Genomic DNA, 24,405 nt, shown 5'->3' with positions numbered 1-24,405 from the left:
GACGCGCGCCCGAGCCGCGCACGCTCGACGTATGGCCTTCTCCCACCGCATGGCGGCACTCGCCGCAGTCGTCGCGATCCCCCTCGGCATCGCGGCGACCAGCTACACACTCACCGACAGCCCCGCGCCCCCGAAGGTGCCGCCCAAGATCGAGCTGGACCCCAGCTCACCCGCCCCCTCGGGCAAGCCCTCGTCCCCCTCACCCACCCCGACGCCCAGCGACGAGGTGGTCTCCCGGCCACCGGTGAGCGACGGGCCCGGCGACGACGACGATGACGACGACGGGGGCAGCCGGAACAGCGGCACGGGCGACGACGGGGGCAGCCGGAACGGCAGCACGGGCGACGACACGAACGACGACGGGAACGACGACCGGAACGACGGGAGCGGGCGCGGTGCGGGAGACCGGGACGACGGCTGAATCCGCGCCCGTGCGCCGGATCTCCGCCCGCGTCCGGATCCTGCTCTGGCTGCTCGGCGTGATGGCCGTGGCGCTCGCCGCGGTCGCCATGACCACCCGTTCCATCCTGGAGCGGGACGTGGACCACCGGATCGCGCGCCTGCTCGCCCAGGAGACCAGCGAGTTCGCCAACCTCGAGGCGCGTGGCGTCGACCCGGAGACCGGCCGCGAGTTCGCCGCCCCGGACCGCCTGCTCCGGGTCTTCCTCGAGCGGCAGTACGCCGACGCCGACGAGGAGCTGATCGGTCTCGTACGACGGGCGGACCGCGACCCCGCCAAGCTGGTGCAGCAGCGCGAGATCCGGACCGCGCTGCCACTGCACCAGGACCCGGCCGCGCGCCGCGCCATCTTCGCCTCGCCCGACGCCACCGGCACCCTGCACCGCCCCGAGGGCGAGATCCGCTGGGCCAAGGTGACGGTGGCGCGGCAGGGCGGCGAGCCGGAGGCGGCGTTCGTCGTCGCCTTCCACCCGGAGACCGAACTGGCCCGGGTGGACGAGGTGTTCCGCATACTGCTCGCCATCTCCGGGGTCGCCCTGGTGATGACCACCGGCATCGGCTGGGTGGTGGCCGGTAGCATCCTGCGGCCCGTACGCCTGGTCCGCACCACCGCCGCCCAGCTCACCGAGCAGGACCTGACCCGGCGCATCCCGGTGCAGGGCCGCGACGACGTGGCCGCGCTCGCCGAGACGTTCAACGCGATGCTGGACCGGCTTGAGCGGGCCTTCGCCGCACAGCGCTACTTCGTCGACGACGCCGGGCACGAGCTCCGTACCCCCATCACCATCGTCCGCGGCCACCTGGAGCTCATGGGCGACGATCCGGCGGAGCGCGAGGAGACCGTCCGCCTCGTCACCGACGAGCTCGACCGGATGAGCCGGATCGTCGAGGACCTGCTCCTGCTCGCCAAGGCCGAGCGCCCCGACTTCGTCACACCAGGACCGGTGCAGCTCGCCGAACTCACCGCGGATGTCTACGTCAAGGCGCGCACCCTGGGCGAGCGTGACTGGAAGCTGACCGAAGTGGCCGAGGGCGAGGCCGAGTTGGACGAGCAGCGGGTCACCCAGGCGATGGTGCAGCTCGCGCAGAACGCCGTGCAGCACACCACGCCCGGCCAGGCCGTCAGCATCGGCTCCCGCATCGAGGGTGCGGCCGTCGAGTTGTACGTCGCCGACTCGGGGCCCGGTGTGCCACCGCAGGACGCCGAGGTGATCTTCGACCGGTTCCGGCGCGGCACCGCCCGGCGCGGCGCGCGCGGCAGCGGCGCCGGGCTCGGCCTGTCCATCGTGCGGGCGATCGCCGAGGGCCACCGGGGCGGCGGCGTGCGGCTGCGCGAAACGCCTGGCGGCGGCGCCACCTTCGTACTCGATCTGCCTCTGGAGGAGGCCAAGTGAACCGGATTCTGATCGTCGAGGACGAGGAACGCATCGCCTCCTTCATCGAGAAGGGGCTGCGCGCCAACGGCTTCACGACCACCGTCGTAGCCGACGGCGACGCCGCACACGACTACGCGCTGACCGGCGGCTTCGACCTGGTCATCCTGGACATCGGCCTGCCGGGCCGGGACGGCTTCACAGTCCTGCGGCAGCTGCGCGAGGCCCGGGTGACCGTCCCGGTGATCGTGCTCACGGCGCGGGACTCGGTGCGGGACACCGTGGCCGGGCTCGAAGGCGGCGCCGACGACTGGATGACGAAGCCGTTCCGCTTCGAGGAGCTGCTCGCCCGGGTCCGGCTCCGACTGCGCACCGCGGCCCGCGCGCCCGAGGTGACGGTGCTGCGCAGCGGCGAGCTCAGCCTGGACCTGCGCACCCGCAGGGCCCGCTCGGGCGACCGGACGGTGGATCTGACGGCCCGCGAATTCGTGCTCCTGGAACTCTTCCTGCGCCACCCCGGGCAGGTGCTCGCGCGCGAGCAGATCCTCTCCCATGTCTGGGGATACGACTTCGACCCCGGCTCCAACATCGTCGACGTCTACGTCCGCGCGCTGCGCAAGAAGCTGGGCGCGGAGCGGGTGGAGACGGTGCGCGGGATGGGGTACCGGCTGCCCGGTCCGTAAGCCGCCGCAGCGCCGTCCGGTCGCGCCCCGCGCCCTGCGCCCCGCGCCCCCGGGTGAAGTACCCGTCCCGGTGAGGTTCCTTGTCCCGGTGAAGTTCCCTTCATTTACGGCTCATCAGGGACTCACAGCAGGTTCGAAAACTGTCTTACGTGACAGTGAACTTCCGGCAAGCGGCAACGTGGTGCGCGGCCCTGACCCTCTGCGGACTGCTGCTCGTCCCCACCAACTTCCCCGGCCTGACCGGCGAGGCCCGCCTCACCCTCGCCGTGTTCGCGCTCGCGACCTGCGCGTGGATCGCCACCCCGATCGATGACACGTACATCGCGCTCGGCGCCGGACTCGCCCTCACCGCGACCGGAGTGATCAGCAGCGAGACCCTCTTCGGCACCCTGGGCGACGCGACGGTGTGGCTGCTGATCTGCGCCTTCGTGCTCGCGGCCGCCGTGGCGCGCACGGGGCTCGCGGGCCGGGCGGCGGCGTTCCTGGTCAGCGGGGCGCGCAGCGTACGGCAGTTGACGCATCTGACCACCGCGGCGCTGGTGGTGACGGCCTTCGCGGTGCCCGCCACCTCCGGGCGCGCCGCCCTCGCGCTGCCCGTCTTCCTGGCGCTCGCCAAGGTCCTCGCCGACCGCAAGCGACTGGTCGTGATGCTGGCGCTGCTGTTTCCCACCGTGATCCTGCTGTCCGCGGTCGCGACCCTGATCGGCGCTGGCGCCCATCTGATCACCGTGTCGGTGCTCTGGGAGGCGACGGGACAGCGGATCGGCTTCACGCAGTGGCTGCTCCTCGGCCTGCCGCTCGCCGTCGCGTCCTCCCATCTGGCCGCCGAGGTCGTCCTGTTGACGACGACGCGGCGCGCGGACCGGCGCGGTCCGGTACGCATCAGCGCCGGGGACCTCCAGGAGCACAGCGACACGGCGGTCACCGGCCCGCTGAACGCGGCGGAGTCCCGCTGCGCACTCCTCCTCACCACCGTCGTCGCGCTGTGGTGCAGTGAGCCGCTGCACCAAGTCCCGCCCGCCGTCGTCGCGTTGATCGGCGCGGTCATCGCGGCGTCCCCCGCGCTCGGCACCGTACGCCTCAAGGACGCCCTCAAGACGGTGCCCTGGTCGCTGCTGCTCTTCATGGCCGCGACGATGGCGATGGGCGTGGCGCTCGCCGACTCGGGCGCGGCGCGGTGGCTGGTCTCGGGCCTGCCCGTGGACCTGCCGCCCGGACTGTTCCTCGGCGCCGTGATCGTGCTCAGCACGGCCGCGCACCTCGTCCTGCAGTCCCGCTCGGCCCGCTCGTCGGTCCTGGTCCCGCTGGTCGTGGTGGCGGCGGTCGGCGCGGGCGTCAACCCGGTCGCGGCCGCGCTCGCGTCGACGGCCGCCGCGGGCTTCTGCCACACCCTGCCCGCGTCCGCGAAGCCCGTGACGCTCTTCGCCGAGATCCCCGGCACCCCCACCTACACCCCGCGCGACCTGCTGCGCCTCTCCACCGTCCTGGCCCCACTGACCGCCGCGCTCGTACTGCTCTTCGCGCTCGCGGTGTGGCCGCTGCTCGGCGTGCCCGTCCTTCGCCCCTGACGCCCCTGACCCCGGGAGTTACCGCCATGCTGACCCGTTTCGCCGTCGCCCCCGCCGGCTTCAAGGAGTCCCTGTCCGCCCGCGCCGCCGCCGAGGCCATCGCGGCCGGGGTGCGCCGCGTCGTCCCGCACGCCGAGGTCGACCTCATCCCCCTGGTGGACGGCGGCGAGGGCACCGCCGCCGCGCTCGCCTCGGCCACCGGCGGCCGCCTGGTCGCGCTGCCCGCCACGGGCCCCGTGGGCGAACCGGTCGGCACCCACTTCGCGCTGCTCGACGCCGAGACCGCCGTGGTGGAGATGGCCGCCGTCGCGGGCCTGTCCCTGGTCCCGCGCACCCTGCGCGACCCGGGCGCCACCACCACGTACGGCGTCGGCGAGCTGATCCGCGCCGCGCTCGACACGGGCGTACGCCGCATCCTCGTCGGCTGCGGAGACTCCGGTACGTCGGACGGGGGCGCCGGCGCGCTACAGGCCCTCGGCGCCCGCCTGCTCACCGCGAAGGGATACGAACTCCCGTGCGGCGGACGGGCGTTGACCCGCCTCGACCGGATCGACCCGAGCGGCCTCGACCCGCGCCTGAAGGACGTGGAGCTGCAGGTCGTCTGCAACCCGTTCAACGTCCTGTGCGGCGCGCGCGGCGTGGCTCGGGTCTTCGGCCCGCAGAAGGGCGCGACCCCGGCGCAGGTGGAGGAGCTCTCGGCGGCCCTGGACCACTGGGCATACGTACTCGAACGCGACCTCGGCTGCTCGGCCGACCTACGCCATGGCCCCGGCACGGGCGCCTCCGGCGGCCTAGGCGCGGGCCTGGCCGCCCTGGGCGCCCAACTGCTCCCCCGCTACAGCCTCTTCGACGGACTACTCGCCCCCCTCGACCTGGACGCCCGTCTGGCCCGCGCCGACCTGGTCGTCACCGCCGAGGGCGCCCTCGACCACCAGACGCCGCGCGGCAAGGTCCCGGCCGAGGTGGCCCGCCGCGCCAAGCTCCACGGCCGCCCGGTCCTCGCCCTCGCGGGCACGATCGGCGAGGGCGCGCATCAGGTCCACGCCACCGGGGTGGACGCATACAGTGCGATCCTGCCCGCCCCGGTCACGCTGCCCGAAGCGCTGGGCCGGGGCGGCGAGTTCCTGACGGACGCGACGGAACGGGCCTTGCGGATGGTGCTGTTGGGCGCCAATCTCGCCGCTTAGCCATCAGCCCGTCCGGCGTTTGAGGAGCGGGGGTCCGGGGGCGGAGCCCCCGTAGCTCCGCAGGATTTCGGGAAGGGGCGGGTAGGGGAAACCCCCACCCACGAGCCGCACCCCGCCCCCCTCACACCCCCGCCGTGTCCGGCACGCACCGCCCGTCCTCGGTCCGGTAGGACCACCGCGCACCATCCCGCACCAGCTCCCGCACCGCCCGCACAAACCGCTCCACGTGCTCATCCGGCGTACCCGCCCCAAAGCTCACCCGGATCGCGTTCAGCGACTTCTCCCCGGGCGCGGCCTCCGGCGACCCGCACTCGCCCTGCTCCTGCGGGTCGCTGCCGAGCAGCGTGCGCACCAGCGGGTGGGCGCAGAACAGGCCGTCCCGCACCCCGATCCCGTACTCGGCGGAGAGCGCGGCCGCGAAGTGCGAGCTGTTCCATCCGTCCACGACGAACGAGATGACCCCGACCCGGGGAGCGTCGTCGCCGAACAGCGAGAGCACCCTCACCTCCGGCACCTCGGCGAGCCCGGCCCGCACCCGCGCGATCAGCTCCTGCTCGCGTGCCACCAGCGAGTCGAACCCGGCCTCGGTGAGCGCCTTGCAGGCGGAAGCGATGGCGTACGCGCCGATGACGTTCGGCGAACCGGCCTCGTGGCGCGCGGGGGTGGTCTGCCACTCCACGTCCACGCCGCCGTCCGCACGCCGCGCGACCGCACGAGAGGCGCCGCCGCCCGCGAGGTACGGCTCGGCCTCCTGAAGCCAGTCGGCCCGCCCGGCGAGCACACCGGAGCCGAACGGGGCGTACAGCTTGTGCCCGGAGAAGGCGACCCAGTCGACGTCCAACTCGCTGAGGGACACCGGGTGGTGCGGCGCGAGCTGCGCGGCGTCGAGCACGATCCGCGCGCCGTGGGCGTGCGCGGCGGCGGCGAGCTCCCGCACCGGCCACAGCTCCCCGGTCACGTTCGAGGCACCGGTGACGCACACCAGCGCGGGGCCGTACGGGGTGCGGTCGGCGAGCGCCCGTTCCAGGGTGGCGACGGCCTCGTCGGGCGTACGCGGGGCGTTGAGGTACGTCACCCGGGCGTCGCGCCACGGAAGCAGCGAAGCGTGGTGCTCGGTCTCGAAGACGAACACCTGGCAGTCGGCGGGAAGGGCGGCGGCCAGCAGATTCAGCGAATCAGTCGTGGACCGCGTGAACACGACCTGGTCGCCGGTGCGGCAGCCGAGGAACTCCTCGACGGTCCGGCGTGCGTTCTCGAACAGGTCGGTCGACAGCTGCGAGAGGTAGCCCGCCCCGCGGTGCACGCTGCCGTAGTACGGCGCGTACGCGGCCACGTCGTCCCACACGCGTTGAAGCGCCGGCGCGCTGGCCGCGTAGTCGAGCGCGGCGTAGGTGACTTCGCCGCCGGTCACGAGCGGCACGGTGACGTCCCGGCCGAGCACGGCGAGCTGAGCGGGACAGGCGGGGTCGACGGAAGCGACGTCGGCGGAAGCGGCGACGGCCTCCGTGACGGTGGCGTCAGTGGCGGTGGCAGCGGCAGTAGCGGTGGCGGTGGCGGCATTCAGGTACGCGGACATAACGGCATCTCCCGGCAAAACGCGGCGAATCAAGCAAAGGGGAACCCGCACTCCACGTACGGGCGAAAAACCTCGACGCACCACCACGTGCTACACGAACGAGCGGACGAACGGACGAACGGACAATCCGGACTCAACCCGCGCGTAGCGAAAGGAACTTGATGCGGAGGTATGCGGAAAAGGGGCCGTAGCCCTATCGCATTCGCTTGCTCACGAGACTGCTCCCTTGAGGACCAGGACCCCAGGGTGTGCAGGGGTCCGCGCTTGCCACAGACCTCGCTGCCTGCGGCCTGGTCTTCACCCGGGGCACCCCGCCACGGACGGAGGGTTGCCGGACAGCGGGCCGGGGCCTCAGTCGCTGTCACTCATGACCTGGGAAGCATCTTGCCAGAAGATCTTTGCGGCGCAAGGCGCGGTCCGCATTCCGGACTGCGTCTTGCGTCACATTCGGCGTGCGGTGCCGTTCACCGCCGACTGGCCGCCACCCAGCGCTCAAGGACCCCCTTGGCCGCGCCCGAGTCGATCGACTCGGCGGCCCGGTCCATCGCGCCCCGGATCTGCTCGGTCAGCGGCTTCCCGGTCGGCTCCAGGGCGACGAGTGCGGCCGCCGCGTTCAGCACGACGGCGTCCCGCACCGGACCGGTCTCGCCGTCGAGCAGCCGCAGCGCCACATCGGCGTTGTACGTGGCGTCCGCGCCGCGCAGCGCCTCCACCGGCACCAGGTCGAGGCCGACGTCCCGCGGGTCGAAGCTCTCCTCGGTCACCTTGCCGTCCCGGACCACCCACACCCGTGAGGTGGCCGTCGTCGTCAGCTCGTCGAGCCCGTCGTCGCCGCGGAACACCAGGGACGAGTTGCCGCGCTCGGCGAGGACACCGGCGACGATGGGCGCCATCCGGGGGTCCGCGACGCCGACCGCCTGTGCCTTCACCTTCGCCGGGTTGGTCAGCGGGCCGAGTACATTGAAGGTCGTACGGATGCCCAACTGGCCGCGCGCCGCGGCCACATGACGCAGCGCCGGGTGGAACTTCACCGCGAAGCAGAAGGTGATCCCGGCCTCCTCGGCCACCTCGGCCACCCGCGGCAGCGCCAGCTCCAGATTGACGCCGAGCTTCTCCAGGACGTCCGAGGCACCCGACGCCGAGGACGCCGCCCGGTTGCCGTGCTTGACGACCTTCGCACCCGTACCGGCGATGACGATCGCCGCCATGGTGGAGATGTTGACGGTCTTCGCGCCGTCGCCGCCCGTACCGACGATGTCGACCGAGGGGCCCGGCACGTCGATCACATGCGCGTGCTCGTACATCGCCCGGACGAGACCGGTGATCTCGTCGACGGTCTCCCCCTTGGCCCGCAACGCCACCGCGAACCCGGCGATCTGCGCGTCGGTCGCCTGGCCGCGCATGATCAGGTCCATCGCCCAGGCGGTGTCGTCGGCGCTCAGGTCGCGGCCCTCGAGCAGGCCGTTCAGGAGGGCGGGCCAGGAACGGCCCGCCGCGGTGTCGCCTCCAGCGGGGTGCACAGCGCTCATGGTCGCTCCTGGTGGTCGTGTCGCCGTACGGCTGGGAAGTCGGATACCTCAGAGACCCAGCGGTACGGCATACGGAAAGAATCTGTGGCTCAGCCTAGCCAAGCCGCAGGACGGCAAAGAGCCCCGTCCGACGAATGGGACGGGGCTCAGAGCCGTGGCGATCAGCCGCTGAGGGCCGGGATCAGTGGTGGCCGTGGCCGCTGGTGATCTCCTTGTACTCCTCCACGGTGGGCTTGGGGATCTGGTTGTCCTCCCCGAAGTAGCCCTTGGAGAGCTTGGCCCGCAGCTTCTGCGTGGCCTTCACCTTGCGCTCGACGCCGTTCTCGTCGACCGTCGGGCCGATCTCGACCGGCTGATACTGCTCGTGCTGGGTGAGCGCGTGCAGGTTCTCCTGGTTGAGCGGCTCGTGCACCTCGATGAACTCACCGTGCGGCAGCCGCTTGATGATGCCGGACTCGCGGCCGTGCAGCACCTTCTCCCGGTCGCGCCGCTGCAGACCCAGGCAGATCCGCTTGGTCGCGATGAAGGCGATGATCGGGCCGACGATGAAGAAGATCCGCACGAACCAGGTGATCGAGTTGATCGACAGGTTGAAGCTGGTCGCCCAGAGGTCGTTACCGCCACCGACGAGCATGACCATGTACGCGGTGATCCAGGCGACGCCGAACGCGGTCCGGGTCGGGGCGTTGCGCGGGCGGTCCAGGATGTGGTGCTCACGCTTGTCCCCGGTGATCCAGGACTCGATGAACGGGTAGACCGCGAGCGCGACGAGCACCACGGGGAAGATCACCAGCGGGATGAACACACCCAGGACGAGCGTGTGGCCCCAGAGGTTGATCTCCCAGCCCGGCATGAAGCGGATCAGACCCTCGGCGAAGCCCATGTACCAGTCGGGCTGGGCGCCGGTGGACACCTGGTCGGGCCGGTACGGGCCGAGGGCCCAGACCGGGTTGATCGCAGTGATCGCCGAGATGACGGCGATGACACCGAAGACCAGGAAGAAGAACCCGCCCGCCTTGGCCATGTAGACCGGGAGCAGCGGCATGCCGACGACGTTCTTGTTGGTCTTTCCGGCACCCGGGAACTGCGTGTGCTTGTGGTAGAAGACCAGGATCAGGTGCGCCACCACGAGGCCGAGCATGATGCCCGGCAGCAGCAGGATGTGGATCGAGTAGAAGCGGGCGATGAAGTCGTCGCCCGGGAACTCGCCGCCGAACAGGAACATCGAGATGTACGTGCCGATGACCGGCACGGACAGGATCGCGCCCTGCACGAAGCGGACACCGGTGCCGGAGAGCAGGTCGTCCGGGAGCGAGTAACCGGTGAAGCCGGTGAACATGCCGAGGACGAACAGCAGGAAGCCGAACAGCCAGTTGATCTCGCGCGGCTTGCGGAAGGCGCCGGTGAAGAAGACGCGCATCATGTGCACGAACATCGCCGCGAGGAAGATCAGCGCCGCCCAGTGGTGGATCTGCCGGATCAGCAGACCACCGCGGACGTCGAAGGAGATGTCGAGCGTCGACTTGAACGCCTCCGACATCAGCTGACCCTGCATCGGGACGTACGTGCCCGAGTACTCCACCTCGTTCATCGACGGGTGGAAGAACAGCGTCAGGTACACACCCGTGAGGATGATGATGATGAAGCTGTAGAGCGCGACCTCACCCAGCATGAACGACCAGTGGTCGGGGAAGATCTTGCGCATGTTGGCCTTGGCCATCGAGTAGATGCCCAGTCGGCCATCGGCCCAATCGGCGACGCGCTCGCCCGCCGGAGCCTTCCTGTTCTTGTCGTTGGTGCTCATCCGCGCTCCCAGAAGGCAGGGCCGACGGGCTCTTCGAAGTCGCCGAGCGCTTCGAGGTAGCCCTCCTCGTTCACGCCGATGCGCAGCTGCGGCAGGGCGTGACCGGCCGGGCCGAAGATCACTCGGGCACCGTCGGTGAGGTCGAAGGTGGACTGGTGGCACGGGCACAGGACGTGGTGGGTCTGCTGCTCGTACAGCGAGATCGGGCAGCCCACGTGGGTGCAGATCTTCGAGTACGCCACGACGCCCTCGTGCGACCACTCGAGCTCGCGCTTGTCCTTGATGTCCTCCGGCTGGAGCCGGACGATCATCAGGGCCGCCTTGGCGATCTCCGTCTGGAAGTCGTGGTCGTGCTCCGTCATGCCCTCGGGCATGGCGAAGGTCAGCGAACCGACGGCGACGTCCTCGGGGCGCAGCGGCTCGTTCGTGTTCATGTTCACGAGCATCTTGCCCTTGGACCAGGCGGTGTGCCGCAGCTTGTCCTCGGGCAGCGGGCCCAGGTCACGCAGGAGTACGACGCCGGAGAGCGGCACCATGGCGAGCGCGCCGAACATCGTGTTGCGGATCAGCTTGCGCCGACCGAGCGCGGAGTCCTTGGCACCGGCCGCGAAGTCCTCCATGACCTTGGCCTTGACCTCGGGGGTGGCCTCGATCGGGTGGCGCTCCTGGGCGGTCTCCACGTCCGACATCAGGGTGCGGGCCCAGTGGACCGCGCCCGCGCCGATGCAGAACAGCGCGATGCCGAGGGTCAGACCCAAGGCGAAGTTCAGCGCGCTGATGTGCCCGATCGGCCAGGCGTAAATGATCTTGTCGACCGGGAGCGTCACGAAGGCGGCGATGAACGCGACCGTCGACAGCATCGAGAGCGTGAACAGCAGGGCGACCGTGCGCTCGGACCGCTTGGCGGCCCGCTCGTCGATGTCCTGGATGCGGTGCTCGTGCGGCGGCAGCCCCGGGTCCGCGAACGGGTCGTCCGCGGGCTTCTCGAGGGTCGCCGTGTGGTCCTGCCCGGTGGTCGGCAGGTTCTCTTCGGGAATGTCTTGGCTACTCATGACTTCTTGGCCTTTGCGGTCCGAGCGGCTACCCAGACGGCGACGGCGATCAGCCCGCCGAGACCGAAGACCCAAGCGAACAGGCCCTCCGTGACCGGGCCGAGGCCACCGAGCTCCATACCGCCGGGCGACGGGGTCTTGTCGCTGTTGACCGCGTCGAGGTACGCGATGATGTCCTTCTTCTCCTTCTCCGGCATCGTCGAGTCGGGGAAGGACGGCATGTTCTGCGGGCCCGTCTGCATGGCCTCGTAGATGTGCTTCGGATCGACGTCCTCGAGGCTCGGCGCGTACTTGCCGTGGGTCAGCGCGCCGCCCTTACCGGTGAAGTTGTGGCACTGGGCGCAGTTGTTGCGGAACAGGTTGCCGCCGTTGCCGATGTCGGCGCCTGCGGGGCTGTACTGCTCCTTGGTCGGGACCGCGGGACCGGCGCCGAGCGACGAGATGTACGCCGCGAGCTGGTCGATCTCGTCCTGCTTGTAGATGTTCTTCTTCTTCGGCACCTGGGCGCCGGGCTGCTGGGCCGGCATCCGGCCGGTGCCGACCTGGAAGTCCACGGCCGCCGCGCCCACGCCCACCAGGCTCGGGCCATCGGTGGTTCCCTGACCGCCGGTGCCGTGGCAGCTGGCGCAGCCCACTGCGTAGAGCTTCTTGCCCTCTTCAATGGCGAGGGACTGGGAGGTTTCTTCGGCCTGCGCCTTGTCCGCGGGCGCGAACGCGGCGTACAGCCCCCCGGTGGCCGCCAGCGCGAGGAGTAGGACGACGACCGCCGCCAGCGGATGGCGTCGTCGTGCGGAGAGCTTTTTCACGGATTACCCCGGTGTCAGGATCTTCTGCGTCGATGCTTCTGGAAAATATGGGCCGTCGTCGCGGCACCGAGTTACTTGATCATGTAGATCGTGGCGAAGAGGCCGATCCAGACGACATCGACGAAGTGCCAGTAGTAGGACACGACGATGGCGGAGGTTGCCTGCTCGTGGGTGAACCTCTTGGCCGCGTACGTCCTGCCGAGAACCAGCAGGAAGGCGATGAGACCGCCCGTCACATGCAGACCGTGGAACCCGGTCGTCAGGTAGAACACCGAGCCGTACGGGTCGGACGAGAGGGAGAGCCCCTCGTGCTTGACCAGCTCGGTGTACTCGAAGACCTGACCGCCGATGAAGATCGCGCCCATGATGAAGGTCACGATGAACCACGACCGGAGCTTCTTCACGTCACCGCGCTCAGCGGCGAAAACGCCGAGCTGGCAGGTGAGCGAGGAGAGCACCAGGATCGTGGTGTTCGTGGCCGAGAACGGGAAGTTCAGGGCCGAGGCCATTTCCTTCCAGTGTTCGGCACCCGTCACCGAACGCAGGGTGAAGTACATCGCGAAGAGGGCCGCGAAGAACATCAGCTCGGAACTCAGCCAGATGATGGTTCCGACGCTGGTGAGGTTCGGCCGATTGACCGACGGGTGCGCGTGCCCGGTATCTACTGTCGTTGCTGTCGCCACGACCGACATTATGTCGGTCGCTTATCCCGCCCTCACTCCGGGGGGTGCTGTTCGGTGTGTTCGTGCACTGTGTCCAGCCCGGATGGCCCATCCGGAGCCTGTCCATACCGCTGTTGACGAGGTGTTGGACGGAGTAGCATCCCGCGCATCGGTTACTGATCGAGCGCCGCCGAAGATGCCGGAGGAGACATGCAGTCGACCGCCAGGGTCCTGGTCTACAGCGACAACGCCAACACCCGCCAACAGGTGCTGCTCGCGTCCGGACGCCGGCCGGCCGCGGATGTGCCACCGGTGGAGTTCATCGAGTGCGCGACCCCCGACGCCGTGTTCCGGCAGCTGGACCGGGGCGGCATCGACGTCTGTGTCCTGGACGGCGAGGCCGTGCCCGCGGGCGGCATGGGCGTCTGCCGCCAGCTCAAGGACGAGATCTTCCAGTCCCCGCCGGTGCTGCTGCTCATGGGCCGCCCGCAGGACGCCTGGCTGGCCACCTGGAGCCGCGCGGACGCCGCGGTGACGCTGCCGGTGGAGCCGGTCGAGTTCGCCGACTCGCTGGCCGCGCTGCTGCGCAAGCGCCTCGCCGTACGGGCGTAGCCCCGGGTTTTCACGCGGAGCACCGGGACGACGTCACACCCGGGGGCGGAGCCGGGCCGAGTCGACCGGGGTCTGGTTCTCCCGGGTGCCGGCGTGCAGGACGCTGCCCTCGCGCCATTCCTTCCAGTCCATGTTCCAGTCGCCGAGGCCGTTGCCGAACGTCGGCATCTTCTCGCCGTAGCTGTTGACGGTCTTGACGATGTCGCCCTGGCGCACGGTCTTGTAGAACCAGGCGGCGTTGCCGGGGCTCATACCCACGCAGCCGTGGCTGGTGTTGGCGTACCCCTGGGAGCCGACGGACCAGGGCGCGGCGTGCACGTACTCGCCGGTGTCGGTGAGCCGGGTCGCGTGGTACACCATTTTGTCGTAGAAGTCCGCGGAGCCGATGCTGGCGCTGGTCATCCGGACCGCGTACGACTTGTCCAGGACCACCTTGATGCCGTTCCGGGTCTCGTAGCCGGGTTTGCCGGTGGTGACCGGGATCGAGTTGATCGCCTTGCCGTTGCGGTAGACCGTCATCTGGTGCGCGCCGGCGTCCACCAGGGCCTCCAGGCGGTCGCCGGTCTTGAAGCGCAGCGACTTGGTCGCGGTGCCGCGCAGGCTGTCGCTGACCCTGATGCCGTCGAGGTGTGAGGTGACCTCGACGGTGGCGTGCGTGGGCCAGTACTCCGCGGGCCGGTAGTGCAGCGTCTTGCTGTCCATCCAGTGCCAGGAGCCCTCGGTCGCGGGCTGCGAGCGGACCTTCAGGGCGCGTTCGACGACGGTGCGCGCCTTTTTGTCCTTGACCGCCTTGCTGAGCTTGGCGATGACGGGCTGTCCGACCCCGTACGTGCCCGCCTCCGGGCCGAACTCGACCTTCAGGGCCTTCTGTTTGGGCACTTCGGTGTCGAAGCCGATGAGCTTGCTTCCGGGAGCCCCGTCCTCGTCCTCCGTCTTGACCTTCACCTCGTAGTGCACCCCGGCCGCGAGCGGTGTGGTGCTGTGCCAGCGGGTGCCGTCGGCGGACAACTCTCCCGCGACGTAACGGCCCCGGCTGTCGGTGGCGGTGACGTCGGTGATGCGCCCCTTGCCACCCTGTGCGGTCACTTCGAGAGGTTTCTCCGGATCCGCCTTCTGCGAACCGGTGGGGCCGTTGAAGGAGATCTGGTCGGCCGCGTCGTACGGCTGCGCCGAGAGCGGGTGGCCGCCGGAGCTGCAGGCCGTGGCGCCCGCGGTGAGGGCGACCACCAGCGTGGTGCAGCTCAGCACCATGCGGATTCGCGGTGAGTGACTCATGTGACTCATACATCACACAGTAGGAAGCATCGTCAGCGGCAGCGCGTGTAGTTGGGCCGTACGAGTGGTACCCGCTACGACAAAAGAGGGGCCTCGACACTCCGTGACGGAGTGTCGAGGCCCCTCTTGGTACTGCGTGTGTTACTGGTTCTGGTTTTCGCCGCGGTAGTACTCGTACACCCAGCCCCACAGGCCGAGCAGGATCAGCGGGGTGGCGAAGTACAGCAGCCACCAGCCGAAGATGACGCCCAGGAAGGCGAGCGCGCCACCGATGCCCAGACCGAGCGGCATCCAGCTGTGCGGGCTGAAGAAGCCCACCTCGCCGGCCTCGTCCGCGACATCGGCCTCCTTGTTGTCCTGCGCCATGGCGTCGACCCGCCGGGCCGTGAAGGCCAGGTAGTAGCCGATCATCAGGCAGAGAGCGAAGGTCAGGAAGAGCGCCGTCGTACCGGCCGGCTCCTTCGACCACACGCCATAGACGATCGCCATGACGAGGACGAAGACGCTCAGCCAGATGAACATCTTGCCTTGGATCTTCACTTGCCGGCCTCCTTGCTGCCGCCCACGCTGACGCTCGCACCGTGCCCGGCGTGCTCAAGCTCGTCGAGCGCCGAGATCTCCGGGTGGTGCAGGTCGAAGGCCGGGGATTCCGAGCGGATCCGCGGCAGCGTGACGAAGTTGTGCCGCGGCGGCGGGCACGAGGTGGCCCACTCCAGGGAGCGGCCGTAGCCCCACGGGTCGTCGACCTCGATCTTCTTGCCGTACTTCGACGTCTTCCAGACGTTGTAGAAGAACGGCAGGATCGACAGGCCGAGGACGAACGAGGCGATCGTCGAGATCGTGTTCAGGGCAGTGAAGCCGTCGGCCGCGAGGTAGTCCGCGTAACGACGCGGCATGCCCTCGGCTCCGAGCCAGTGCTGCACCAGGAACGTGCCGTGGAAGCCGATGAACAGCGTCCAGAACGTGATCTTGCCGAGCCGCTCGTCGAGCATCTTGCCGGTGAACTTCGGCCACCAGAAGTGGAATCCGGCGAACATCGCGAAGACCACGGTGCCGAAGACGACGTAGTGGAAGTGCGCGACCACGAAGTACGAGTCCGAGACGTGGAAGTCCATCGGCGGCGACGCCAGGATGACGCCGGTCAGACCACCGAAGGTGAAGGTGACCAGGAAGCCGATCGTCCAGAGCATCGGTGTCTCGAAGGACAACGAGCCCTTCCACATCGTTCCGATCCAGTTGAAGAACTTCACGCCTGTTGGCACGGCGATCAGGAACGTCATGAAGGAGAAGAACGGAAGCAGTACGCCACCGGTGACGTACATGTGGTGCGCCCACACGGTCACGGACAGACCGGCGATCGCGATGGTCGCGCCGATCAGGCCGATGTAGCCGAACATCGGCTTACGCGAGAAGACCGGGATGACCTCGGAGACGATGCCGAAGAACGGCAGCGCGATGATGTACACCTCTGGGTGGCCGAAGAACCAGAAGAGGTGCTGCCAGAGCAGCGCTCCACCGTTGGCCGCGTCGAAGATGTGGGCACCGAACTTGCGGTCCGCCTCCAGGGCGAACAGCGCGGCCGCGAGCACCGGGAAGGCGAGCAGGACCAGGACACCGGTCAGCAGCACGTTCCAGGTGAAGATCGGCATCCGGAACATCGTCATGCCGGGCGCGCGCATGCAGATGATGGTCGTGATGAAGTTGACCGAACCGAGGATCGTGCCGAAGCCGGAGAAGGCCAGACCCATGATCCACATGTCGGCGCCGATGCCCGGCGAGCGGACCGCGTCCGACAGCGGCGAGTAGGCGAACCAGCCGAAGTCGGCCGCGCCCTGCGGCGTCAGGAAGCCGGCCACCGCGATCAGCGAGCCGAACAGGTAGAGCCAGTAGGCGAACATGTTCAGCCGCGGGAACGCCACATCAGGGGCGCCGATCTGCAGCGGCATGATCCAGTTCGCGAAACCGGCGAACAGCGGCGTCGCGAACATCAGCAGCATGATCGTGCCGTGCATCGTGAACGCCTGGTTGAACTGCTCGTTCGACATGATCTGCGTGCCGGGGCGAGCGAGTTCGGCGCGCATGAAGAGCGCCATCAGGCCGCCGACGCAGAAGAACGCGAACGACGTGACCAGGTAGAGCGTGCCGATCGTCTTGTGGTCGGTGGTCGTCAGCCACTTCACCACGACATTGCCGGGCTGCCTGCGTCGTACCGGAAGCTCGTCCTCGTACGGTTCAGCATGTGCGGCACCTGCCGCCCCGGCACCCTGGGGTTCGTTGAGGATGCTCACAGTTGGTTCTTCTCCGCATTCCTGGCCGGGTCCGTCTGCTCAATGCCGGACGGGATGTAGCCGGTCTGCCCCTTCTCGGCCAGCTCCTTGAGGTGCTGTTGGTAGCGCTCCGGGGAGACCACCTTCACGTTGAACAGCATCCGGGAGTGGTCGACGCCGCAGAGCTCGGCGCACTTGCCCATGAAGGTGCCCTCCTTGTTGGGAGTCACCTCAAAGACGTTGGTGTGGCCCGGGATGACGTCCTGCTTCATCAGGAACGGCACCACCCAGAACGAGTGGATGACGTCGCGCGAAGTCAGGACGAAGCGGACCTTCTCGCCCTTCGGCAGCCACAGGGTCGGACCCGGGTTGTTGTTCTGCGGGTTCCGGGTGCCGGGCGTACCGACCTCGAAGACACCGCCGGCGTTCTCCGGGAAGTCCTTCTTGAACTTGTCCGGGATCGCCGCCAGGTCCTCGCTGGTCTTGGCGTCGTCCTTGTCGGAACCGGGGACGTTCTCGATGTAGTTGAAGCCCCAGCTCCACTGGAAGCCCACCACGTTGACGGTGTGCTTCGGCTTGTCGGAGAGCGCGAGAAGCTTCGACTCGTCACGGGCCGTGAAGTAGAAGAGCACCGAGACGATGATGAGCGGGACCACGGTGTACAGCGCCTCGATGGGCATGTTGTACCGGGTCTGCGGGGGAACCTCGACCTTGGTGCGGCTGCGCCGGTGGAAGAAAGCACTCCACAGGATCAGGCCCCACACAAGGACGCCCACCGCGAGCGCGGCCGCCCAGGAGCCCTGCCAGAGGGAGAGGATCCGCGGAGCCTCTTCCGTGGTCGGCGTTGGCATGCCAAGGCGGGGGAAGTCTTTGTATGTGCAACCGGTTGCGGTTGCCAGGACCAGGCCCGCAGTCAGCACCTGCGGCAGCTTCCGCCGCATCGGGCGCCGCGACGAGCGGTCGGAGCCGTTGGGACTCACGTAGCGCCTTCCCGAGAGTCTCGCCCGCTCGGCCGGGCTCGGCCGGTGATGCTGGTCGGGCTCCGGACCCTGTACGGGCAGGGGTTTGGATGTTTATGCGGACCAAACCCTACTGGACGCTATTTGGGGCTGCGCGGGGAGGGTGCCCAACGCGCCGCGCGGCACCCCGAAGGGGTGGCCCGCCCATGGAATGCCCCTGCTGAGCGGGCATCTGACGGCCCTTCCAGGGAGTGCCGCGCAGCAGCCCGCCCGGCGTCTTCGAGGACCCCGCGACGCAGCGCGTTGCCGAGCCCCGTACGAGGGTACGCATCCGTGATCCGTACGACGTACCGTGACCGCGTGCCGTACTTCGATGCCGCGTCCTCCGCTCCGCTGCACCCGGTCGCCCGGCAGGCCCTGCTCGCCGCGCTCGACGAGGGGTGGGCCGACCCCGCGCGCCTCTACCGCGAGGGGCGGCGGGCCCGGCTGCTGCTCGACGCCGCCCGCGAGACCGCCGCCGAGGCCGTGGGCTGCCGCCCGGACGAGCTGGTGTTCACCTCCTCCGGTACCCGCGCGGTGCACTCCGGGATGGCCGGGGCGCTCGCCGGGCGCCGTCGTGTCGGGCGGCATCTGCTCGTCTCGGCCGTCGAGCACTCCTCGGTGCTGCACGCGGCGGCCGTCCATGAGGAACAGGGCGGCTCGGTCACCGAAGTGCCGGTGTCCCGCACGGGCGAGGTGTCGGCGGCGGCGTACGCGGAGGCGCTGCGCGAGGACACCGCGCTCGCCTGTCTCCAGTCCGCCAACCATGAGGTCGGCACCGAGCAGCCGGTCGCCGAGGTGGCCGCGGCGTGCCGGGCGGCCGGCGTGCCGCTCCTCGTGGACGCGGCGCAGTCGCTGCCGTGGGGGCAGGTGGCGGGCGACTGGTCGCTACTCACCGCGAGTGCCCACAAATGGGGCGGACCCTCGGGTGTCGGACTTCTGGTCGTACGTAAAGGAGTGCGGTTCTCCGCTCAAGGGCCCCGGGACGAGCGGGAGTCGGGGCGGGCCGCCGGGTACGAGAACATTCCGGCCATCGTGGCGGCCGCGGCGTCACTGCGGGCGGTGCACGCCGAGGCGGCCCAGGAGGCGGCGCGGCTGCGCGAGTTGACGGACCGGATCCGGGCCCGGGTGCCGGAGCTCGTGCCGGACACCGAGGTGGTGGGCGACCCGGAGCGGTGCCTTCCGCACCTGGTCACCTTCTCCTGTCTCTATGTCGACGGGGAGGCGCTCCTGCACGAGCTGGACCGGGAGGGCTTCTCGGTCTCCTCCGGCTCCTCCTGTACGAGCTCGACGCTGACGCCCAGCCATGTACTGAAGGCCATGCGCGTACTGACCGAAGGCAACGTTCGGATCTCGCTGCCGACGGGCACGGATGCCGCGGACGTGGACCGCTTCCTGGCGGTGCTGCCGGGCGCGGTCGCGGGCGTCCGCGAGAAGCTCGGCGCCCCGACGGAGGCCGCGCCGGTCGCCGGGGACGGCTCGCTCGTCCTGGACGTGCTCGGCAGGCGGTGCCCGATCCCGGTGATCGAGCTGGCCAAGCGGATCGGCGATGTGCCGGTGGGCGGCACCGTGACGGTCCTGTCGGACGACGGGGCGGCCGGGCTCGACATCCGGGCCTGGTGCCATATGCGCGGACAGGAGTACGTACGCGAGGACCCGGCGGACCGGGGCAGCGCCCATGTGGTCCGCCGGGTCTCGTAAACCAAGCCCGTCCGGTCTTCTACGACTCTTCTACGACTAGGCCAGGTGCTCCCGCACCTCGGTGGCCGCCTCGTGGCCGTACGCCTTGGTGAAGCGGTCCATGAAGTGGGCGCGGCGGAGTGTGTACTCCTGGGTGCCCAGGGTCTCGATGACCAGGGTGGCGAGCATGCAGCCGACCTGGGCGGCGCGCTCCAGGCTGACGCCCCAGGACAGGCCGGTCAGGAAGCCCGCGCGGAAGGCGTCGCCGACGCCGGTCGGGTCGACCTTGGCCTCCTCCTCGGGTACGCCGACCTCGATCGGGTCCATGTCGGTGGCCTCGATGCGGACGCCGCGGGAGCCGAGGGTGGTGACCCGGTGGCCGACGCGGGAGAGGATCTCCTCGTCGCTCCAGCCGGTCTTGGACTCGATCAGGCCCTTCTCGTACTCGTTGGAGAACAGGTACGTGGCCCCGTCGAGCAGGGTGCGGATCTCTTCGCCGTCCATGCGGGCGATCTGCTGCGAGAAGTCCGCGGCGAACGGGATCTTCCGGGAGCGGCACTCCTCGGTGTGCCGGAGCATCGCCTCCGGGTCGTCGGCGCCGATCAGGACCAGGTCGAGGCCGCCGACCCGCTCGGCGACGGACTGCAGCTCGATCAGTCGGGCCTCGCTCATGGCGCCGGTGTAGAAGGAGCCGATCTGGTTGTGGTCGGCGTCCGTGGTGCAGACGAAGCGGGCGGTGTGCTGCACCTCGGAGATCCGTACCGAGTTGGTGTCGACGCCGTGGCGGTCCAGCCAGGCGCGGTACTCCTCGAAGTCGGAGCCGGCGGCGCCGACCAGGATCGGGTGGCCGCCGAGCTGGCCCATGCCGAAGCAGATGTTCGGGCCGACGCCTCCCCTGCGTACGTCGAGGTTGTCCACCAAGAAGGACAGCGAGACCGTGTGCAGCTGTTCCGCGACCAGCTGGTCGGCGAAACGGCCGGGGAAGGTCATGAGGTGGTCGGTGGCGATGGAGCCGGTGACTGCGATACGCACGGCGTATGTCTCCTGCGGGAAGGCAGCGGGGAGATTGACACCTCACGCTATCGGGTGCGCGCAACAGCGCCGAACCATTGAAACTACCCAATAGTAGCCCTTTTTCTCCGGTACGAGACGTGCCTACGGTGCGCATATGTCGAAGCACACCGCCGTGCCGGAGCCCGAGTTCACCCTGAAGCAACTCCAGGGGGACAGCGCCCGGATGGTGCCCCACTGGACCGCCGCAAGGACCACCTCCCCGCTGCCTGCTCCACCGCCCGTCCCGGCCGCGCTGATCCACGGGGTGGAGGTGCCCACCTCCTCGGCACGCCTGCTCGACGCGATGTCCGACTACGGCGACTAGGGTTTCGCTTGAGCCGAGCCCCGTCTTGAGCTGAGCTCCGTCTCGGTCGAGCGCCGCCGGTCGAAGGGGCGCGGGAACCATGCGTTCCCCCGCTCCGTCCCATCGTTGACCTCGTACGACGAAGGAGCGATGCGGTGAGTGGCGAGGAGACACACGAGGGCGGCGCGCAGCGGCGACGGCCGGGCCTGGTCGCCGGGGCGGTCGCGGCCGCGGTGCTGCTCGCCGGGGGCGGCGGCACCTATCTCGCGGTGAACGCCGCGGGCGACGGCGATACCACGCGGGCCGGGGAACCGGTCGAGAACGGCGGTGACGGGACGCCTCCCCCGCTGACGCTCGACGACGGCTCGAGCGGTTCGGGTGCGGGCGACGGGAGCAATGGCGACGGTTCGCCGGGCATCGCGCCCGGGGAGCCGGATCCGAGCGGGGCCCGGTACCGGGCGGAGGGTGAGCTTCCGGACGGTCCCGACTCGGCGCCGGTGTACCGGCCGCGCGGTGAGATCTCGGCCGCGCGGGTGGCCGAGCTCGCCGAGGCGTTCGGGCTGTCCGGGAAGGCGCGGACCGAGGGCACGTCGTGGGCCGTGGGCCGGTTGGGCGACGGTCCCGTGCTGCGAGTCGGCAAGGAGGCGCCCGGCACCTGGAGCTTCCAGGCGTACACCCCGGGCACGGACAACTGCCCCAGGAACAAGCCCTGCCAGAGCGGTTCCATCGGGCTCGACGGAACGGGCCCGGTGAGCGAGCAGGCCGCGAAGGCCGCCGCCGCGCCGGTGCTCAAGGCGCTCGGGCAGGACGACGCGAAGGTCGACGCCTCGCGGACGCAGGGCGCCGTGCGCGTGGTGAACGCCGACCCGAAGGTGGGCGGACTGCCGACGCACGACTGGGCGACCAGGCTCCAGGTCGGCTCCGACGGCCAACTGGTCGGCGGCAACGGGCACTTGGCGGAGCCGGTCAAGGGCGCGACCTATCCGGTGCTCGGCGCGAAGGAGACGCTCGACCTTCTGAACAAGTCCCGCGGGCAGGACTCCGGGGCGGCCGTGGTGCCGGTGCGCGGCGCGGTGTTCGGGCTCGCGGTCGAGTACGAGAAGGGGCGGCCGGTCCTGGTGCCGTCCTGGCTGTTCGAGACCCGGCCGACGGGCCCGCAGGGGCCCACCACGGTCGCACATCCGGCGGTGGACCCGGCCCTTGTGACCGAGCCGAGCGAGCGGCCGACCCCCTCGCCGACGAGCCCGCCCGATGACGGGGCGACCGACGGGCGGGACGTGAAAATCGAGTCGTACAGCGTGGCCGGGCGGACGCTGACGCTGCGCTTCTGGGGCGGGGTGTGCCACACGTACGAGGCGTCCGCGAAGGAGACCGCGGACCGGGTCGAGGTCCGGGTGACCGAGCGGCCGCTCAAGAAGGAGCAGGTGTGCGTGGCCATCGCCAAGGAGCTGACGGCGACGGTGACCCTGGAGAAGCCGCTCGGGGACCGGGCGGTGTACGGGACGAACGGTGCGGTGCTGACCCGCGAGTGAGCTTCGGCATACCGGGCGAGAGCCCGCGTACGACGACGGCGCCCCCTCTGTGTGAGGGGGCGCCGTTGTCGTACGACTGGAACAGCCTGATAGAGCTGCCGGTCAGCTGAAGGAGTCGCCGCAGGCGCAGGAACCGGTGGCGTTGGGGTTGTCGATGGTGAAGCCCTGCTTCTCGATGGTGTCGACGAAGTCGATCGAGGCGCCGCCGAGGTACGGGGCGCTCATCCGGTCCGTGACGACCTTGACGCCGTCGAAGTCCTTGACGACGTCGCCGTCGAGCGAGCGCTCGTCGAAGAAGAGCTGGTAACGCAGGCCGGAGCAACCCCCGGGCTGGACGGCGACGCGCAGGGCCAGGTCGTCGCGGCCTTCCTGGTCGAGCAGAGCCTTGACCTTGGCCGCGGCGGCGTCGCTCAAGATGATGCCGTCGCTGACGGTGGTGGTCTCGTCCGATACGGACATCTACATCTCTCCCGGGTTGTTCGGACTGCTTGCCGACGATTGCAACCGTCGGGGCCGCGGATTCATTCCGGGCCTGGCGCGCTGTTTCTGCCTGTCTCCTCATGCTCGCACACCGCGGCGGCGACCGGTGCGGGCCGGTATCGCCGACCTGGGCAAGTCGCCGGACCGGCTAGGGGGAATGCGTCACAACGACACTATGGCCATCGTCAAACTGACGTGAAGCAGTTATGATAGATCGCGTCAATTCGACGAAAAGCATGCCCGGACAGCGGGTGTGCCCGCCGGAAGTAGAAAGGGTGCGTGCCGTGACCACCGCCCAGGATCTGGATGTTCAGCCGACGCCGCTTGCGCTCCTGCTGCTCGGCCGCGAGGCCGACCCGAAGAGCGAGCGCGGAGTGGAGTGCCCCGGCGACCTGCCCTCGCCGTCCGACCCGGACCTCGTGGAGCGGGCCCGCGCGGCCAAGGAGAAGCTCGGGGACAAGGTCTTCGTGCTCGGCCACCACTACCAGCGCGACGAGGTCATCCAGTTCGCGGACGTCACCGGGGACTCCTTCAAGCTGGCCCGTGACGCGGCCGCGCGCCCCGAGGCGGAGTACATCGTGTTCTGCGGTGTGCACTTCATGGCCGAGTCGGCCGACATCCTGACCTCGGACGACCAGAAGGTGATCCTGCCGGACCTGGCCGCCGGGTGCTCCATGGCCGACATGGCCACGGCCGAGCAGGTCGCGGAGTGCTGGGACGTGCTGACCGAGGCGGGCATCGCGGAAGAGGTCGTTCCGGTCTCGTACATGAACTCCTCGGCCGACATCAAGGCGTTCACGGGCAAGCACGGCGGCACGATCTGTACGTCCTCGAACGCGAAGCGGGCCCTGGACTGGGCCTTCGAGCAGGGCAGCAAGGTGTTGTTCCTGCCGGACCAGCACCTCGGCCGGAACACCGCCGTACGCGACATGGGCATGACCCTCGACGACTGCGTCGTCTACAACCCGCACAAGCCGAACGGCGGCCTCACCACCGAGGAGCTGCGCGCCGCGAAGATGATCCTGTGGCGCGGGCACTGCTCGGTGCACGGCCGCTTCTCGCTCGACTCGGTGAACGAGGTGCGCGAGCGCATACCCGGCGTGAACGTCCTCGTCCACCCCGAGTGCAAGCACGAGGTCGTCGCGGCCGCGGACTATGTCGGCTCGACGGAGCACATCATCAAGACCCTGGAGGCGGCCCCGGCCGGGTCCAAGTGGGCCATCGGTACGGAGCTCAATCTCGTACGACGGCTCGCGAACCGTTTCGCGGACGAGGACAAGGAGATCGTCTTCCTCGACCGGACGGTGTGCTTCTGCTCGACCATGAACCGGATCGACCTGCCGCACCTGGTGTGGGCCCTGGAGTCACTCGCCGAGGGCAATACGGTCAACCGGATCGAGGTCGACCGCGAGACGGAGAGCTTCGCGAAGCTGGCGCTCGAGCGGATGCTGGCGCTGCCGTAACGGTGCTTGCGCTGCCGTAAAGCCGTAATTCCAGTTGCCGGA

Annotated in this window: 22 protein-coding genes and 1 riboswitch; of the genes, 10 read left to right on the top strand and 12 right to left on the bottom strand. The window is 69.5% G+C overall.

The genetic code is table 11. The features are described from left to right. The first annotated feature begins 31 nt into the window (after positions 1-31). The 5 genes from ACWD10_RS12520 (at position 32) to ACWD10_RS12500 (ending at position 5,270) form a co-directional block, all read left to right on the top strand. Complete coding sequence (locus tag ACWD10_RS12520) at positions 32-421, top strand: small secreted hydrophilic protein (RefSeq protein WP_451089872.1); 390 nt, start codon at positions 32-34, stop codon at positions 419-421. 61 nt (positions 422-482) lie between these two features. Next, complete coding sequence (locus ACWD10_RS12515) at positions 483-1,853, top strand: ATP-binding protein (RefSeq protein ID WP_451090057.1); 1,371 nt, start codon at positions 483-485, stop codon at positions 1,851-1,853. Further along, positions 1,850-2,515, top strand: coding sequence for a response regulator transcription factor (locus tag ACWD10_RS12510; RefSeq protein WP_451089870.1), 666 nt, complete (start codon positions 1,850-1,852; stop codon positions 2,513-2,515). The genes ACWD10_RS12515 and ACWD10_RS12510 overlap by 4 nt, the downstream gene beginning before the upstream one ends. 149 nt (positions 2,516-2,664) lie before the next feature. After that, positions 2,665-4,083: an SLC13 family permease gene (locus tag ACWD10_RS12505; RefSeq protein ID WP_451089868.1), complete on the top strand. Its 1,419-nt coding sequence runs from the start codon at positions 2,665-2,667 to the stop codon at positions 4,081-4,083. A 26-nt stretch (positions 4,084-4,109) separates the two neighbouring features. Beyond that, complete coding sequence (locus ACWD10_RS12500) at positions 4,110-5,270, top strand: glycerate kinase family protein (protein ID WP_451089866.1); 1,161 nt, start codon at positions 4,110-4,112, stop codon at positions 5,268-5,270. A gap of 121 nt (positions 5,271-5,391) precedes the next feature. On the opposite strand, the gene ACWD10_RS12495 is transcribed toward ACWD10_RS12500, so the two are convergent. The 6 genes from ACWD10_RS12495 to ctaE form a co-directional block, all read right to left on the bottom strand. Then, positions 5,392-6,846 (bottom strand): aminotransferase class V-fold PLP-dependent enzyme, encoded by a 1,455-nt coding sequence (locus ACWD10_RS12495; RefSeq protein ID WP_451089864.1) that lies wholly within the window; start codon positions 6,844-6,846, stop codon positions 5,392-5,394. 255 nt (positions 6,847-7,101) lie between these two features. Continuing rightward, a riboswitch (SAM riboswitch) is annotated at positions 7,102-7,219 on the bottom strand. 91 nt (positions 7,220-7,310) lie between these two features. After that, positions 7,311-8,375 carry an anthranilate phosphoribosyltransferase gene (trpD, locus tag ACWD10_RS12490; protein WP_451089862.1) on the bottom strand — a complete coding sequence of 355 codons (1,065 nt, stop codon included), beginning with the start codon at positions 8,373-8,375 and terminating at the stop codon, positions 7,311-7,313. Positions 8,376-8,556: 181 nt separating this feature from the next. Then, positions 8,557-10,179 carry a cytochrome bc1 complex cytochrome b subunit gene (qcrB, locus tag ACWD10_RS12485; protein WP_451089860.1) on the bottom strand — a complete coding sequence of 541 codons (1,623 nt, stop codon included), beginning with the start codon at positions 10,177-10,179 and terminating at the stop codon, positions 8,557-8,559. Further along, positions 10,176-11,231: a cytochrome bc1 complex Rieske iron-sulfur subunit gene (qcrA, locus tag ACWD10_RS12480; protein ID WP_451089858.1), complete on the bottom strand. Its 1,056-nt coding sequence runs from the start codon at positions 11,229-11,231 to the stop codon at positions 10,176-10,178. Before qcrA ends, qcrB begins: the two co-directional genes overlap by 4 nt. Continuing rightward, a complete protein-coding gene (qcrC, locus tag ACWD10_RS12475; protein WP_451089856.1) occupies positions 11,228-12,037 on the bottom strand; it encodes a cytochrome bc1 complex diheme cytochrome c subunit in 810 nt (269 codons plus the stop codon). Before qcrC ends, qcrA begins: the two co-directional genes overlap by 4 nt. A 71-nt stretch (positions 12,038-12,108) precedes the next feature. Next, positions 12,109-12,729 (bottom strand): aa3-type cytochrome oxidase subunit III, encoded by a 621-nt coding sequence (gene ctaE, locus ACWD10_RS12470; RefSeq protein WP_451089854.1) that lies wholly within the window; start codon positions 12,727-12,729, stop codon positions 12,109-12,111. Between the two features lie 180 nt (positions 12,730-12,909). Here ctaE and ACWD10_RS12465 point away from each other — a divergent pair, with 180 nt between their 5' ends. Continuing rightward, on the top strand, positions 12,910-13,311 hold the full coding sequence (locus ACWD10_RS12465) for a hypothetical protein (protein ID WP_451089852.1): 402 nt from the start codon (positions 12,910-12,912) through the stop codon (positions 13,309-13,311). A 33-nt stretch (positions 13,312-13,344) separates the two neighbouring features. On the opposite strand, the gene ACWD10_RS12460 is transcribed toward ACWD10_RS12465, so the two are convergent. The 4 genes from ACWD10_RS12460 to ctaC all read right to left on the bottom strand — a co-directional run bounded on the left by ACWD10_RS12460 (position 13,345) and on the right by ctaC (position 17,833). Beyond that, a complete protein-coding gene (locus ACWD10_RS12460; RefSeq protein ID WP_451090055.1) occupies positions 13,345-14,586 on the bottom strand; it encodes an Ig-like domain-containing protein in 1,242 nt (413 codons plus the stop codon). A gap of 141 nt (positions 14,587-14,727) precedes the next feature. After that, the gene (locus tag ACWD10_RS12455; protein ID WP_451089850.1) at positions 14,728-15,126 is read right to left on the bottom strand and encodes a cytochrome c oxidase subunit 4; all 399 of its coding nucleotides are present in this window, start codon (positions 15,124-15,126) and stop codon (positions 14,728-14,730) included. Further along, on the bottom strand, positions 15,123-16,874 hold the full coding sequence (gene ctaD / locus ACWD10_RS12450; protein ID WP_451089848.1) for an aa3-type cytochrome oxidase subunit I: 1,752 nt from the start codon (positions 16,872-16,874) through the stop codon (positions 15,123-15,125). Before ctaD ends, ACWD10_RS12455 begins: the two co-directional genes overlap by 4 nt. Continuing rightward, entirely contained in the window at positions 16,871-17,833 is a 963-nt protein-coding gene (gene ctaC / locus ACWD10_RS12445) for an aa3-type cytochrome oxidase subunit II (RefSeq protein WP_451089846.1), read from the bottom strand. Before ctaC ends, ctaD begins: the two co-directional genes overlap by 4 nt. Positions 17,834-18,172: 339 nt before the next feature. Here ctaC and ACWD10_RS12440 point away from each other — a divergent pair, with 339 nt between their 5' ends. Next, on the top strand, positions 18,173-19,552 hold the full coding sequence (locus ACWD10_RS12440; protein ID WP_451089844.1) for an aminotransferase class V-fold PLP-dependent enzyme: 1,380 nt from the start codon (positions 18,173-18,175) through the stop codon (positions 19,550-19,552). A 36-nt stretch (positions 19,553-19,588) separates the two neighbouring features. On the opposite strand, the gene ACWD10_RS12435 is transcribed toward ACWD10_RS12440, so the two are convergent. Continuing rightward, positions 19,589-20,563, bottom strand: a complete 975-nt coding sequence (locus tag ACWD10_RS12435; RefSeq protein WP_451089842.1) for a carbohydrate kinase family protein — start codon at positions 20,561-20,563, stop codon at positions 19,589-19,591. 136 nt (positions 20,564-20,699) lie between these two features. On the opposite strand from ACWD10_RS12435, the gene ACWD10_RS12430 reads away from it, so the two are divergent. Both ACWD10_RS12430 and ACWD10_RS12425 read left to right on the top strand, forming a co-directional pair. Then, entirely contained in the window at positions 20,700-20,909 is a 210-nt protein-coding gene (locus ACWD10_RS12430) for a hypothetical protein (RefSeq protein ID WP_451089840.1), read from the top strand. Between the two features lie 134 nt (positions 20,910-21,043). Next, the gene (locus ACWD10_RS12425; RefSeq protein WP_451089838.1) at positions 21,044-22,420 is read left to right on the top strand and encodes a hypothetical protein; all 1,377 of its coding nucleotides are present in this window, start codon (positions 21,044-21,046) and stop codon (positions 22,418-22,420) included. Between the two features lie 102 nt (positions 22,421-22,522). Here ACWD10_RS12425 and ACWD10_RS12420 read toward each other — a convergent pair whose 3' ends face one another. Beyond that, a complete protein-coding gene (locus ACWD10_RS12420) occupies positions 22,523-22,879 on the bottom strand; it encodes a HesB/IscA family protein (RefSeq protein WP_282538608.1) in 357 nt (118 codons plus the stop codon). 305 nt (positions 22,880-23,184) lie between these two features. On the opposite strand from ACWD10_RS12420, the gene nadA reads away from it, so the two are divergent. After that, on the top strand, positions 23,185-24,363 hold the full coding sequence (nadA, locus tag ACWD10_RS12415; protein WP_451089836.1) for a quinolinate synthase NadA: 1,179 nt from the start codon (positions 23,185-23,187) through the stop codon (positions 24,361-24,363). Positions 24,364-24,405 lie beyond the last annotated feature (42 nt).

This window comes from Streptomyces sp. NPDC002851 (assembly GCF_053591935.1).
Note: the sequence above shows the minus strand (reverse complement) of the source record. Positions and strands in the feature narration are given on the sequence as shown.